The sequence below is a fragment of the Cupriavidus necator A5-1 genome, from assembly GCF_000744095.1.
In the GTDB taxonomy this organism is placed as follows: Bacteria; Pseudomonadota; Gammaproteobacteria; order Burkholderiales; family Burkholderiaceae; genus Cupriavidus; species Cupriavidus necator_A.
Genome location: NZ_JQLI01000004.1, coordinates 201,006 through 214,646, shown reverse-complemented (window position 1 = coordinate 214,646; position 13,641 = coordinate 201,006). Strand labels below are relative to the sequence as shown.

Sequence of the window (13,641 nt, the reverse complement as noted above, 5' to 3'; positions counted from 1 at the left end):
CGGAAGCGATGTATTGCCGGCTGGCAAGGAAAATGACACAGACGGGATGCCAAGGTTTGTCCTGCGGCCCGGCGGTCCAGTTGAGGGACGCCGGTGGGCGCCAGAGGATTCCGTGGAACGTCAGCGTGCCGGTACAGCGGCCAGTGCCTCGTGCGGCGTGGCGGTGCGCTGCGCAGCCTTGTGGACCATCGTGTACGCGTAGTCGACGCCCATGCCGTAGGCACCAGAATGTTCCCTGACGACATTCATGACTTCGTCGTAAGTGTCGCGGCGGGCCCAATCACGCTGCCATTCGAGCAGTACCTGTTGCCAGGTCATTGGAACGACGCCAGCCTGGATCATCCGCTGCATGGCGTAGTCGTGAGCTTCCTTGGTGGTTCCACCCGAAGCGTCGGAGACCATGTAGATCTCATAGCCGCCCTCGGCCATTGCAGAGAGGGCAAAGGAGGTATTGCAAACCTCGGTCCAGAGGCCGGCGACGACCACTTTCTTTCGCTTGTTGGCGGCCAGGGCGTCGCGCACCTTCTGGTCGTCCCAAGAGTTCATGGAAGTGCGTTCCAGCAGCTTGTGGTTCGGGAACACGTCGAGGAGTTCCGGATAGCTGTATCCGGCAAACGACTCGGATTCGACCGTGGTGATGGTGATCGGGATCCTGAAGATCTTCGCGGCTTTGGCCAGGCCAACCGTGTTGTTCTTCAACGTCTGGCGGTCGATCGATTGCACGCCAAATGCCATCTGCGGCTGATGATCGATAAAAATCAGCTGGCAATTGCTCGGGGTGAGCAGCTCTAACTTCTCGTTCATGACGGAACTCCTGTAATCGGTGTATGGACGATGCCATGGATAGGCAAGGTTGATTCTTTCCAACGCCGATTTCAGGCTTGTGACCAATCAGCGAGACACGATGACATTTGAATTATGACCTGCGTACCGTGATCTTCCCAACCGAGGCCATGTCGCGGCACACGGCGTGACGCTCGCCAGCTTTGGTCCCGATCTGATTGACGCCTTCTGGCTCGATGGGGATGCGGCCACATACACGCCGGCAACCAAGGATGCGCTACCTGAAATTGCTGGACCGGCTGTGCCGCTATCTGGTTGACGTTGGCGTTCGCGAGTCGAACCCCGCCAGCCGAGTTGGTCCGCGCCGGCAGACGGCTCCGGGACGAGCCCGAACCGTTTTACTTGGCAGAGCACGTCCACGCGTGCCTGCATGACTGCGCCCAACCGCGCGCGGGCGGCGCGGCTGGATGCCTGCTCCGGACAGAAGCGATGCAGGGAACAGGGCGGGCTAATGGCCGGGCGGAAAGCCGTGGCGGGACAGTCCCATCCACGATGCCTCCAAGGTAGATCGCCGCCCCGGGGATCGTCAGAGCTACAAACGGTTGCCCACCGCGCCGATTGGTCTGCCCGCTTCATACCCCGGTGTATCGCGGCATCGGCGGGCCTGTCCACAAGTATCCCGGCAGGGCACCGGCACGCGGTGCTGCGGATGCCGTGTTCCAGCGAGAAACTGGATATCGTGGCGGCGGAGTTCTTCGTGCGCCGCCACATCTATGGCAAGCGGGCCTCCCATTGCTGCCAACGCCTGGTGCAAGACCCCGTTGAACCACAAATCATCGACGGTGGCCTGCCTGCAGCCGGGTTGGTGGCGCGCACGCTGATCAGCCGCTTCGTCGATCACCAGAGGAAATGGAAAGCGTTGTGGCGTGGCAGCGCCTGATACCGGCGGTCGAGCCGTACTACGCAGGGCAAATCCGTGAAGTGGCACGTCGCGCGTCAAGCGCGGCAAGGTTTCAGGCTCACGTCGCGCGCGCTCGTGGCCCGGTCTCACGCAGGAACAGCGCAAGGACGAGTGCAAGCACGATACCGCCGAGTAGCCACATGCTTGCTGCGCGGAACACCCCAAGGTTCATTGCGCCGCCATTTGCGATGTGGGCGAGCAACTTGCCGTATGCGGGCGTGAGCAAAGCGCTGAATGTGAACACGAGGAAGTTGATCGCTCCGGTCGCGCTGCCTTTCACGTCGTCCGAATTGACTTCCTTGATTACCGTGTAGGGCAACATGGCCGCGCCCGAGCCGATGCCAAGCAGCAGGCCGAGCACGTAAGGCGGCACCACACCGGGCGGCAGATAGAAAATGCCGGCACCCGACACAAGCATCAGCAGCGCGCCGGCGATCAGCACGGGCTTGCGCCGGCCCAGATGGTCGGAAATATACCCGAGCAGCGGGCAGCCGATCACCCAGCCGAGCGGCACCATGCTCGCGCGGTTGACGGCCTCGGCATAGCTGACGTGGAGACCGTTGTGCAGGAACGCTATACCCCAGATCATGTCGCCGATCGTGGTCGGCAAGAACAGCAGGCCAGCGCAGAAACCGCAAAGATACGACTGCGGGTTGGACAGCACCTCTTTGTACGGCGCGAACATCGTCAGCCATGAGCCCTGGCTTGCGGGGCTGTCGTCATGGCCCGCTGGCGTCGCAATGAACACCAGTACGGCAATCACAAAGATTGCGAGGCCAGACAGCCACCAGAACTGCTGCCACGTGATGAGACCGTGAATCAGCCGGCCGACGGCGAACTGGCCCGCGAACCCGCCCAGCATGCCGAAGCATTGCGTGAACCCGACCGCTGTCGCGAGAAAGCGTGAGGGAAAACCATGCGTGGCGAGATACACGGCCCCGATGAATGCGCACGCCGAGCCCGCGCCTTGCAGCAGGCGGCCGATCTCCGCGGTCACCACGGTGCCCAGGCCGAACAGTGCCGCCCCGACGGCAACGAGAACGATGCCGGCCGGAATGACAGCCTTGCCGCCGAGCCGGTCGAGCGCCGCGCCGACGACGATCGAGAACACTGAATAGCTGTAGTAGTACAGGCCGACGAGCGCGCTCACACCCACCACATCGCGGGCGAACGCCGCGCTCAGCTCGGGCATCATCACGCCCGGCGCGGAACGCAGCGCGTACTGCATGAAGTAGAACACGACGCAAAAGATCCATGCGATCACAAAACCCATGTGTAGGGTCTCGCGGTCTGATGCCTGGTTTGCAGTAGTGCCCGCGACATTGCTGGACATGATTCGATCTCCTTTAGACGACATTGGCCCGTACGCACTTGCGCAACAGCACTACCGGAACAGATTGACCTTTGCGAGGTCGATAAGCTGCTGTCCCCGACCGTCCATCACGGCACGGAGCATGAACAGGCCAAACTTGGCCGCCTGGTCGGCGGTGGTCGTAGGCGGCATCACGAGTTCCTGGCGCGCGCTCACGACGTCAACCAGGGCGGGGCCGGGGTGTGCAAAGGCTTCGCGCAGGGCGCCTTCCAGGTCTGCAGGACGCTCGACGCGCACGCCTTTGATGCCCATTGCATTGGCCATCGTGGCAAAGTTCGGATTCTTCAGGTCACATCCGGTATCCAGGAACCCATTGGCCATCATCTCCATTTCCACGAAGCCTAGTGTTCCGTTGTTGAGCACGACGACTTTGACCGGCAATCCTGCCTGAACAAGCGTCAGGAACTCACCCATCATCATGGTGAATCCGCCGTCACCGGACATCGAAATCACTTGTCGGTCCCTGAAGGCGGCCTGAGCGCCAATGGAATGCAACAGCGAGTTGGCCATCGATCCGTGATTGAACGATCCAATCAGACGCCGCTTGCCGTTCATCTTCAGGTATCTGGCAGCCCATGCGACCGGCGTGCCGACATCGCAGGAGAAGATGGCGTCGTCATCCGCAAGCTCGCTGACGAGCCGCGTCACGTATTGCGGATGGACGGTGTTTCCGTCTGCTTCGGGCTCCGCCAGCGCGTCCAGATGGCTCCGAGCCTTGCGATAGTCTTCGAGTGCGCGGTCGAGGAAGCTGCGGTCGGTCTTCTCCGCAATCAGCGGAAGCAGTTCGCCGAGCGTATCCTTGACTGTTCCCAGCACCCCGAGGTCCAGCGGACACCGGTTGCCGAGCGCCTCCGCCCTGATATCGACTTGTGCGATGGTGACCCCTTCTGGGTAGAACTGACGATAGGGGAAATCGGTACCCAGCATCAGCAGCATGTCGCAGCTTTTCATCGCGGAATAACCGGAAGAGAATCCGATAAGTCCCGTCATACCCACGTCGAACGGGTTGTCGTATTCGATGTACTCCTTGCCTCGCAGCGCGTGCACGATGGGGGCCTGCAGCTTGCGGGCGAGTTCGATGACATCCGCGTGCGAATCCTTGCAACCGGCCCCACAGAGCAATGTCACTCGCGACGACCGGTTCAAAAGATTTGCGAGTTTGGCAACTTCGGCGTTCGATGGTCGAATCGAAGGGGCCGAAGGCGCGCTCCAGTTCGGCACAGGTTTTGTGAGCGGACTGAGTGCTACATTTCCCGGGACGACAACCACCGCGACGCCTCTGCGCGCGATAGCGGCTCGCATGGCACGGCCGAGAATCTGAGGCAATTGGTCCGGACTCGATACGAGTTCGACATAGTGACTACATTCCTTGAACAGCACCTCGGGATGGGTAGCCTGAAAATAGTCGGTGCCGATCTCCGTACTTGGAATATGCGCAGCGATAGCAAGAACAGGAACACCGTTCCGATGGCAGTCAAACAAACCATTGATAAGGTGCAGATTCCCAGGGCCGCAGCTTCCGCAGCAGACAGCGAGCTGCCCCGTGAGATGCGCCTCGGCGCCAGCGGCGAACGCCGCGCTTTCCTCGTGCCGCATGTGAACCCACTCAATCGAACCATCGCGACGCAGGGAATCGGTGAAGCCGTTCAGTGAATCCCCGACCACGCCATACACACGCTTTACGCCCGCCTTTACAAGTGCACCGACCATGTAGTCGGCAGCTATCGTTGCCATGTCGCATCTCCATTCAAGTTGAGCAATTGCTGCAGATCCGCCGCGTCCTCAAAGAGCTGGCTTCAGCAGAATTTTCTGGCTTGATGATAGGTAGCAAGAGTGAATTGCGCCTATTACATGAATCTGGGATCTTGGGATTCCCGGAGCAGAACGGAGAACGAGAACGGCCGCCATCGCGTGTCATCACGGCCAGCAGCCGGACATTTGAACGAAGCGGAGATCGACGCGTTGGGAGGTAGTCACGCAACATGACCAGTGCGATGGAGTGATCAGCATTCACCTGGCGAAGGTCCGCACTAGTCCACTCCTTACGTTGGCGGGATGCTCATCCGAGGAACGATCTGAGCCGGTGCCCTCCATGTCGCAAGCTGAGCTGGGACTGAGTCTTTCGACGAAGCGCACGCACAGGCGCACGTTCCTCGACCAGACGGAGCGGGAGGTTCCGTGGTCGGACTTGATCTTGTTGATCGAACCGCACTATCCCAAGGGCAGGACAGGACGCCCCCGGAATGGCATCGCAATCATGCTGCGCGTCCACTGACCACTCGTCGCCAGGCTTTGAAAGCGGCGCATGAGCGGGTGAAGCGGGGGGATTGTCGGCGTTGAGCGTTGGCATCGTGAAGACATCAAACCGTCCGGCCATGTGCGCCATAGGGCAGTGATCGCGAAGGGCTCGCCCGCTGGCAGGCCTATGCGCCAACGCACTACCTTGCAGTCTCGTGTTGCGCGCGCAGTCCCGTCGCGGACCGCGCACCTCGATGGGGAACGCAGTGGACTACCGGGCGCCGCCGATGGTCCATCGCGGATCCAGTAGCAAAGGCATAGCATAAGGAGAAGCTTATGCCAATTAGAAAAATGTTTAATTGTCGTTAATGCATTGGCGAGCCTACGCTTCAGTCGAATTCATCTGACTGCGTGGACATTCAAAGATGGGCCAGCCAATCTCCGACCAAGGTCGCATTACAAAGGCGCTCCTGACACGATGCTATCCAGATGCCGGCGCGGAACCACCGCTCGGTGCCCATCTCGTCACGCCGCGCCACGGCTACAGCCACCATGGCATCTACGTAGGCGACGGCAAAGTTGTGCATTACGCTGGACTTGCCGGATCGTTGCATCGCGGCCCGGTCGAGGAAGTCAGCATTACGCGTTTCGCCGCCGGATACGAGGTCCTGATCGAACCTAGTGCTGACCCCGTGTACGTCAGGCACGAAGCCGTGCGGCGTGCACGCTCGCGGTTAGGCGAGAATCGCTACAGGCTGCTGACTAATAACTGCGAGCACTTCTGCGCCTGGTGCCTGTATGGGGAAAGCCGTAGCGAACAGGTGCTTGCATGCTTCATCGACCCGCGCGCGGCCCTTCGGACCGCGTTATGCCTGTTCACTGCATTCCTTGCGGCGGCATGTCCGGCGCGGCGCACCGTAGCTTGCGCGAGCTGACGCTCGATTCTTGCTGGCAGTTGTGGGGCTGTCCCTGGCGCATCGCGCTTTGAGCGGCATTTCAATTCAAAGCGACAGGAAATTCTCGTCGCCTCAACCGTTTGTGTCACCACAGCGAGAAGTCAAGCACGCTGATGTAAAGATGGAGAAGGGCCATGGAGTCGGTCAACCAATCTGTGTGCGTAGTCGATGACGATGCAAGCATCCGGGAAGCGCTGACAAGCCTGCTGCGCGCCCATGGAAAAAGCGTGCTGTCGTTCAACTCGGGGAAGCAGTTTCTGGAATCCATTCAGTGGGACACGGTGGCATGCTTGATCCTTGATATGCGCATGCCGGGCATGACCGGCCTGGAAGTCCAGGAGCACGTAATCAATAGCTCTCAAGTTTCCATCGTATTCATCACGGGTAGGAACGATGTGCCTTCCACGGTACGGGCAATGAAGAGCGGAGCCGTTGACTTCCTCGCCAAGCCTATCAGTGAGGATGCTCTGCTCCGAGCCGTCGACATGGCAATTGCCAGGACGCATTCGCAGCGAATAAATGCCGCAGCAGATGCTGCATTACGAGCGTTGTACGAAACCCTGACCCCAAGGGAGCAAGAGCTTCTGCCTTTGCTTGTCGGGGGGTTGTTGAACAAACAGGCAGCGGACGTACTGGGGATCACTGAGTACACCGTGCAGGTGCATCGTGGTCACATTATGAAGAAGATGCAAGCGCGCTCATTTGCCACACTCGTCAGGCAAGCAAGCCGGCTGGAGCTTGAGACGTGCATGCCCTCCAACTGCCACCAGCACTGACGCCTTGCCAAATGAACACGCAATACCTGAGCCAGGTGGTCTACAACTAGCATCAGGCTAAGTCCGCGCTCGAGTCGAATAGCTTCAGGGAAAGCCATCAGGCCTCGGCAGCATTTCGTTTGATTCCACCCCCATCTTTCCCCAACTCAAGATGAAAAAACTCCTTTCCGTGGACCCAGCAAAAATTGGGCGGCCGCCGGGCCAGGCATCTCCGGACGCGATACCCGAGGAACTCTGCGATGGAACACCTGCGCCGTTGCGACAGGCGCTGGAGCAGCTACTTGGTCCAGATCGCGTGTTGCATCGACTGGTTGACCTTGTCCGCTATGCCTCAGATGCCAGTCCATATCGGCTGGTGCCGCAGGTAGTGGTCGTCGCGCATGATGCGGACGACGTGGCAAAGGTTCTTCGATTCTGTGCTGAAACAGGTCGACACACCACGTTTCGCGCTGCTGGGACAAGTCTAAACGGGCAAGCACAATCGGATGAAATTCTCATCGACGTGCGCAAGTCTTTCAGCGGTATCAAGCGCATCGGGAAGGACGGTGTCAGCCTGAAGGCCGGCGCCGGAACCATTCTTTCCCACGCCAACGCTCATCTGGCGGTGTTCGGCCGCAAGATTGGGCCGGACCCGGCAAGCTCCGCGGCGTGTACGCTCGGTGGCGTCGTTGCAAACAATTCAGGGGGCATGCGGTGCACCTTGTCTCAAAATGCCTACCAGACCGTCAACGCGCTGACGTTCGTGCTTGTATCTGGGACGAAGATCGACACATCGGACCCGGACGCTGAACGACACTTCCAGGCAAGCGAACCCGAGCTCGCGGAAGGACTCATGGCGCTTCAGGCGGAGATTCTCGCGGACGACGCACTTGTCGAGCGAATTCGTCGGAAATACTCCATCCGGAACACGCATGGCTACCGGCTTGACGCATTCCTGGACGGTCGCTCTCCCCTTGAGATATTTCGTCGTCTCCTGGTGGGCTCGGAAGGGACGCTTGGATTTATCTCGGATGTGACATTTGATACCGTTGCGATCCCGGCCGCCACGAGCGTCGCATGGATTGCCGTTCCTTCCATTGACGATGCCATCGCGCTTGTACCGGAACTGGTTGCACTCGGTGCCGGTGCCGTTGAATTGATGATCGCACCGGCCCTGCGAGCCGCGGCCGCGGCGTTTCCCGGCACGCCCGAATACTGGAAAACGCTGGACTTGCAGGCTGCGGCACTGCTGGTGGAGCTAGGGGCTAGCGACGAGGAGAGCCTGACGGAAAAGCAGGCTCTCGTCATGCACCTGACCGACCAGGTGACACTGCTGGGAGATTTGACCTTTACGAGTCGCGTGGAGGCCGTGGAGCTTGCCTGGCATGTACGGGAGGGACTTCTGGGCCTGGTTGGAAAGCAGCGACCGCAGGGCTCAATGCTTGTCACGGAGGACGTATGTTTTCCACCCCGGCTTCTGGCAAGCGCAGCGCACGACCTGCAGGCCCTCCTGCAGAAACACGGGTTCATGCCAGGGGTTGCAGGGCATGCCGCCCACGGGAATCTGCACTTCACTCTCATCGCGCGATTCGATGAGGAAAACGACAGGGCGAACTATGCAAAGTTCATGGAGGAACTCGTCGACCTGGTGGTGCGCAAATACGACGGGTCCCTGAAAGCAGAGCATGGAACCGGATTGAACATGGCACCGTATATCGAACACGAATGGGGCGAGCAGGCGACAAGCATCATGTGGCGAGTCAAGGCACTCGCCGACCCGCATGGCGTTCTTGCACCGAACGTCATCCTCACCAGGGACAAGGAGATTCATCTGAAATCTTTCAAGTCGCTGCCTCCGATAGACGGTGTTGCCAACGCCAGCCAGTGCATCGAATGCGGATTCTGCGAGCCGGTATGCCCGAGCCGCAATGTCTCCATGACGCCGCGACAGCGTATCGTTGTGCGCCGGGAAATGGCGCGGCAGCCGGAGGAATCTCCGAACTTGCGACGGCTCCAGGAGCAATATCAGTACGACGCCATCCAGACCTGTGCCGGTGATGGGACCTGCTCGCTGCCTTGTCCCATTGGCATCAATACAGGCGAACTGATGCGCGAGTTTCGCCGGCGTTCGCAGAGCGAAACCTCGGAGAGCGTTGCCCTGTCCGTTGCCAGGAATTGGGCCACTGTCGAGCGAGCCAGCACCGTCGCGCTGAGTGGAGCAAAGTATCTCGGCGATACATTGGGTTGGCGGTCAGTGAAAGCCATTGCAGACACGGCGCGCAAAGTGGTCAGCACCGATATTTTTCCCACCGTGCCAGGACCGATGCCGAAACCGGCCGCAAGCCGTATGCCGGAGACCGCCCGCGAAGGTGCCAATGCCGTCTACTTTACTGCTTGCGTCAATCGGATGTTCGGTCGTGACCCCGACTCCCCTCGCGACGCGATATCGATTCAGGATGCGCTCGTCCGGGTCTCACATCGCGCAGGGAAGACGTTGTGGATTCCGCCGGACGTCAAGGGATTCTGTTGTGCAACGCCGTTCAGTTCAAAGGGTTATGCTGCAGCGCATGATTTCATGGCGACTTCGATTGCGGGTGCGCTGTTGCGGTGGACCGATGAAGGACGTTTGCCAGTTGTGGTCGACGCGGCGTCTTGCACTCACGGCCTGGTGAGCGGGATAGCCCAGCATCTTGACCCTGAACTCCGCGAGCGCTACTCGCGCCTCAGCATTATCGATTCAGTGACCTGGTGTGCAAGCCTGCTGCCCGACCTCAAGGTGAGCACGCCAATGCAGCGCATGGTCTTGCATCCAACTTGCGCGATGTTGCATCTTAATCTGTCCGGGCAACTCAAGCAGGTGGCACAGCACATGGCACAAGAGGTCATCGTTCCGATTGGCGCTACCTGCTGCGGCACCGCCGGCGACCGGGGTCTGCTGCATCCAGAACTGGTAGCTTCGGCCACGCGGGAAGAGAATGCATACGTGGACGCGACGACTGCCGACGCATATGTGTCGGCAAACCGTACTTGCGAAATGGGTTTGAGGCATGTCACGGGACAACCTTACGAGTCTTTTGTCTTCAGTCTGGAGCAATGCACCCGGGAAACCTGAGCGGCGCCTGTTCCCCGTCATCGCGAAACTCGGGCGCCTCCACATTTGTGTAATAGCGGTACGCGAGCCTGCTACCTATCCTGAAGCTAAGGTCGAGCGCTGACTCGAACCCGCACATCGCACGAGACTGTGAGCAAACCACTGGCTTCGCTCCACCAGACGTGTACCCGGGATCGTTGTGACCTCATCTCGTCCAATCTCAATTCAACCAGGAGCCAGACAATGAAATTTGCACGCTTTGCCAAAGACGGCCGTGTGGGGTTGGCTGCAGCCGCAAAAGGAGAGAACTTCCATGGCCGCTTTCTCACCGACATTCCGGAATTCGGTGACCTGAGCGACGCCATAGCTGCAGGCGGCGTGGTACCTGCTTCGCTTGCCGAGTGCCTTTTACAGGGAGAACCTGTGGACTTCGAAGGCCTCGACCATCTGCCCCCACTCACTTCACCAGGGAAAATCGTCTGCATCGGGCTGAACTATCGTGATCACACGAACGAGACCGGGTCGGTACAACCCGATTACCCGGTCATTTTCTCGCGCTTCGCCTCAAGCCTCATCGGACACCGGAAGCCTATCGTACGGCCCAAGGTTTCCAGGAACCTCGACTATGAAGGCGAAATAGTCGTCGTCATCGGAAAGGGTGGACGGGCAGTTCCGAAGGCCTCCGCGTTAGATCACGTCTTCGGATACTCGCTGTTCAACGACGCGACCCTGCGCGACTATCAGATGCGTACGACTCAATGGACCATTGGCAAGAACTTCGACGGTACTGGCTCGTTCGGACCTTACATTGTCACGGCAGACGAGCTGCCCGTGGGCGCAAAGGGATTGAAACTACAGACACTTCTAAATGGAGAGATCGTTCAGGAAAGTAGCACCAACGAAATGATTTTTGATGTCGCAACGCTCATCGAAACTGTCAGTGAAGTGATGACGCTGTCCCCTGGCGACCTGATTGTTTCGGGTACTCCCGCCGGCATCGGTATGGCGCGCACGCCGCCACTATGGATGAAGCCGGGTGACATTTGTGTTGTAACCGCGGACGGACTCGGTAGCCTGACGAATCCAATCACGGATGAATAGTTGGCGCATCCGGTTCTCAACATATGATCACAGAAATGGAGCGCCCCATGCCATATTCTGATTACAAATGTTTCCAGTTCGAATTTGATTCTGGCGTCGCATTCGTCAGCATCAACCACCCGCCGATCAATCTTCTGGATGAAGTGCTATCGCTGGAGTTCGACAAACTCGGCAGGGAACTCGAGGTCGACGACAGCGTCCGGGTTGTGGTTTTGCAGAGTGCGCTTCCGGATTTCTTTATCGCCCACTCTGGCTTGGGCCGGGTTGGAGCCGCACCTAAAGTAGTGTCCCATACGCGCAGCTTTCGTCTGACGCAGATGATCGGCGAACGGTTCAGGAGTATGCCCAAGGCAACTATCGCCAAGATTGAGGGACGGGCCCGAGGCGGTGGCAGTGAAATCGCACTGGCTCTGGATATGTGTTTTGCAGCCGTTGGCAAGGCGGTCTTCGGCCATCCGGAGGTGGCGGTCGGGCTTGTTCCTGGCGGCGGCGCTACGCAAAGATTGCCACGCCTGATCGGGCGAGGACGCGCCTTGGAAGTGCTCCTGGGTTGCAATGATCTCTCGGCGGAGCAGGCAGAACGTTATGGTTATATCAATCGCGCGTTGCCAGCGGACGAGCTAACGCTTTTTGTCGAGCAACTGGCTCACCGCATCGCTTCATTTCCCCCGCATACCATCGCTCATGCCAAGGCGGCCGTGGATATTGGGGCGTTTCACTCCCTGGCAGAGGGCCTTCTGGTAGAAGCTCACGAGTCGGACTTGAGTGTCGCAAGTGAGGTAACGCAAGCGCGAGTGGCCGACGCATTGAAGGTCGGCGCCGAAACTTATGAAGGCGAGCTGGAGATGGCTTTTTTATCGAGACTCTCCCCGATAAGATAACCCCGCGACTGCGGAACACCGCGAGCTGCTTGTCGAGATCGACGTGATAGCTGACCAGCTCGACGAGATCCTCAAAGCCGAGCCCAGCCGCTGAAATGCGAGGTCGATCTGCTCTTCCACGCTGCTGGGCACGGTCCCAGCGGCCCGGATCCCGATCTGGGCGGCAATGAATAGCAGGCCACCCCCCGCAACGGCCGGCGCATAGTTGAACGTCTTGAAGACCTCAGTGCTGCCAAGAACTGGGTGTGGATTCGAGAGGACAACAGCCGTCTTGGAGGATGCCATGGTGATTACCTTGAGAGACAGAAGGGATGCCGAGCGGGCCTGCCTACGAGGCATTCGGCGACCCGCGCCGAACCTGATTCTGCTCCTGGCTTGCAGGATTCGGACGCCCTGCCCTCGGTCAGCGGAAGTCGACCGAGCGGTTGAGACTTTCGTATCCGGCAGCGAGCGCATCGAGCAGGTGGCACACGGCCGGCACCATACCGCGTCGCGTAGGGAAGATCGCGTGAACCAGACCCGGCCTTGCCCCAAGGCCCGGCAGCAGGTGCCGCAACCGACCCGACCGTAGATCGTCTTCCACGAACTCCCGAGGCAACCCGCTGGATCGCTTCCCACGGCGCCGAACTCGGGCTCCCGACAGGACGGATGACAGTGTTCGGCGAATCCGCTGGCGGCAATCTCGCGGCGGTGGTCTGCCTGCTTGCACGGGATCAGCGGGAACCTCGCATTATCGCGCAAGCGCTCGTTTATCCCGCTACCGACGCGCGTCTGCAAGCAGACTCACTATCCACCTATGCGGAAGGCTTCATACAGCGCAAAGCCGATGTGGAATATGCCTTCCGTACCTACACTCAAGCACGGCGTATCGCCGTCCGCATGGGAGCTTTCACCCCTGCTTGCGGCTAGCCATGCCGGCCTGCCTCCTGCCTTGGTCATCGGCGCAGAGTGCGACGCTGTTCGCGACGACGGCGAAGCGTATGCGGCCAAGCTGGCTGACGCTGGTGTTTCCGCGACATGCGTGCGCTACCAAGGCATGCTGCATACGTTCTACAGTATGCGCGGCCTCGTCGATGCGGCCGCAACGGCACAGTATCAGGTGGCCAATTTCCTTCGTGCGGCAGTGGACAACGGGTAGTCAATTCAAGCTTCAGGCACCGGTGGTACGCTCAGGACGTTTTTCGGGCCGCCGTCGGTGCTAATGACGTCTACGTGGCCCCCGGCGCGGAAGCCGGAGGCTGCGAGATCAGGAGGATTGGCCGAACACCGGCTTGCGCTTTGCGATGAATGCGCTGATGCCTTCGATGGCGTCGGAGTTTGCAGCGCAGCGCGCCATGCCGTCGCGCTCGGCACGCAACCTTGCGGCAAGGGCGAAGCCCCGCAGTGGTTTGCAGAGCGATTTGATAACCTTGTTGGATGAGGCCGATGCTTGAGCTAGCTGGCGCGCCAGGTCAAGCGCTTCGCGCTGGATGGCTTCAGTGGAAACGAGTCGATCAACGATTC

At 59.7% G+C, this 13,641-nt stretch carries 12 protein-coding genes and 1 pseudogene; 9 read left to right on the top strand and 4 right to left on the bottom strand.

The window, feature by feature from the left end:
- Positions 1-120 precede the first annotated feature (120 nt).
- Complete coding sequence (locus tag K307_RS22910) at positions 121-804, bottom strand: hydrolase (RefSeq protein ID WP_042883023.1); 684 nt, start codon at positions 802-804, stop codon at positions 121-123.
- 688 nt (positions 805-1,492) lie between these two features.
- Here K307_RS22910 and K307_RS22905 point away from each other — a divergent pair.
- Positions 1,493-1,723 carry a hypothetical protein gene (locus K307_RS22905; RefSeq protein ID WP_042883021.1) on the top strand — a complete coding sequence of 77 codons (231 nt, stop codon included), beginning with the start codon at positions 1,493-1,495 and terminating at the stop codon, positions 1,721-1,723.
- A 79-nt stretch (positions 1,724-1,802) separates the two neighbouring features.
- Here K307_RS22905 and K307_RS22900 read toward each other — a convergent pair whose 3' ends face one another.
- Complete coding sequence (locus tag K307_RS22900) at positions 1,803-3,077, bottom strand: MFS transporter (RefSeq protein ID WP_051975124.1); 1,275 nt, start codon at positions 3,075-3,077, stop codon at positions 1,803-1,805.
- Between the two features lie 51 nt (positions 3,078-3,128).
- Positions 3,129-4,850, bottom strand: a complete 1,722-nt coding sequence (poxB, locus tag K307_RS22895; RefSeq protein WP_042883019.1) for a ubiquinone-dependent pyruvate dehydrogenase — start codon at positions 4,848-4,850, stop codon at positions 3,129-3,131.
- Between the two features lie 358 nt (positions 4,851-5,208).
- Between poxB and K307_RS49720 the strand changes: the two are divergent.
- The 8 genes and pseudogenes from K307_RS49720 to K307_RS50670 form a co-directional block, all read left to right on the top strand.
- Positions 5,209-5,388, top strand: a pseudogene (locus K307_RS49720) (IS5/IS1182 family transposase); the annotation flags it as partial.
- A gap of 391 nt (positions 5,389-5,779) precedes the next feature.
- Positions 5,780-6,289 carry a lecithin retinol acyltransferase family protein gene (locus tag K307_RS46445; RefSeq protein ID WP_080745177.1) on the top strand — a complete coding sequence of 170 codons (510 nt, stop codon included), beginning with the start codon at positions 5,780-5,782 and terminating at the stop codon, positions 6,287-6,289.
- A gap of 155 nt (positions 6,290-6,444) precedes the next feature.
- Positions 6,445-7,086, top strand: a complete 642-nt coding sequence (locus K307_RS22880) for a response regulator transcription factor (RefSeq protein ID WP_042883017.1) — start codon at positions 6,445-6,447, stop codon at positions 7,084-7,086.
- Positions 7,087-7,237: 151 nt separating this feature from the next.
- Positions 7,238-10,177 carry an FAD-binding and (Fe-S)-binding domain-containing protein gene (locus tag K307_RS22875; protein WP_042883015.1) on the top strand — a complete coding sequence of 980 codons (2,940 nt, stop codon included), beginning with the start codon at positions 7,238-7,240 and terminating at the stop codon, positions 10,175-10,177.
- A gap of 222 nt (positions 10,178-10,399) precedes the next feature.
- Positions 10,400-11,257 (top strand): fumarylacetoacetate hydrolase family protein, encoded by an 858-nt coding sequence (locus K307_RS22870; RefSeq protein WP_042883013.1) that lies wholly within the window; start codon positions 10,400-10,402, stop codon positions 11,255-11,257.
- A gap of 47 nt (positions 11,258-11,304) precedes the next feature.
- Complete coding sequence (locus K307_RS22865; RefSeq protein WP_042883363.1) at positions 11,305-12,138, top strand: enoyl-CoA hydratase/isomerase family protein; 834 nt, start codon at positions 11,305-11,307, stop codon at positions 12,136-12,138.
- A 648-nt stretch (positions 12,139-12,786) separates the two neighbouring features.
- Entirely contained in the window at positions 12,787-13,047 is a 261-nt protein-coding gene (locus K307_RS48585) for an alpha/beta hydrolase fold domain-containing protein (protein WP_230626019.1), read from the top strand.
- Positions 12,935-13,276, top strand: a complete 342-nt coding sequence (locus tag K307_RS50670) for an alpha/beta hydrolase fold domain-containing protein (RefSeq protein ID WP_196251609.1) — start codon at positions 12,935-12,937, stop codon at positions 13,274-13,276. The genes K307_RS48585 and K307_RS50670 overlap by 113 nt, the downstream gene beginning before the upstream one ends.
- Before the next feature lie 108 nt (positions 13,277-13,384).
- On the opposite strand, the gene K307_RS51140 is transcribed toward K307_RS50670, so the two are convergent.
- Positions 13,385-13,639, bottom strand: coding sequence for an enoyl-CoA hydratase-related protein (locus tag K307_RS51140; protein ID WP_419187173.1), 255 nt, complete (start codon positions 13,637-13,639; stop codon positions 13,385-13,387).
- Between the last annotated feature and the right edge of the window lie 2 nt (positions 13,640-13,641).

Bases quoted from the DNA above. Each gene is read 5' to 3' on its own strand.
- K307_RS22865 (WP_042883363.1), top strand. From the start codon at position 11,305: ATGCCATATTCTGATTACAAATGTTTCCAGTTCGAATTTGATTCTGGC.
- K307_RS22875 (WP_042883015.1), top strand. From the start codon at position 7,238: ATGAAAAAACTCCTTTCCGTGGACCCAGCAAAAATTGGGCGGCCGCCG.
- poxB (WP_042883019.1), bottom strand. From the start codon at position 4,850: ATGGCAACGATAGCTGCCGACTACATGGTCGGTGCACTTGTAAAGGCG.
- K307_RS22880 (WP_042883017.1), top strand. From the start codon at position 6,445: ATGGAGTCGGTCAACCAATCTGTGTGCGTAGTCGATGACGATGCAAGC.
- K307_RS48585 (WP_230626019.1), top strand. From the start codon at position 12,787: ATGACAGTGTTCGGCGAATCCGCTGGCGGCAATCTCGCGGCGGTGGTC.
- K307_RS22900 (WP_051975124.1), bottom strand. From the start codon at position 3,077: ATGTCCAGCAATGTCGCGGGCACTACTGCAAACCAGGCATCAGACCGC.
- K307_RS22905 (WP_042883021.1), top strand. From the start codon at position 1,493: ATGCCGTGTTCCAGCGAGAAACTGGATATCGTGGCGGCGGAGTTCTTC.
- K307_RS22910 (WP_042883023.1), bottom strand. From the start codon at position 804: ATGAACGAGAAGTTAGAGCTGCTCACCCCGAGCAATTGCCAGCTGATT.
- K307_RS46445 (WP_080745177.1), top strand. From the start codon at position 5,780: ATGGGCCAGCCAATCTCCGACCAAGGTCGCATTACAAAGGCGCTCCTG.
- K307_RS50670 (WP_196251609.1), top strand. From the start codon at position 12,935: ATGCGGAAGGCTTCATACAGCGCAAAGCCGATGTGGAATATGCCTTCC.
- K307_RS22870 (WP_042883013.1), top strand. From the start codon at position 10,400: ATGAAATTTGCACGCTTTGCCAAAGACGGCCGTGTGGGGTTGGCTGCA.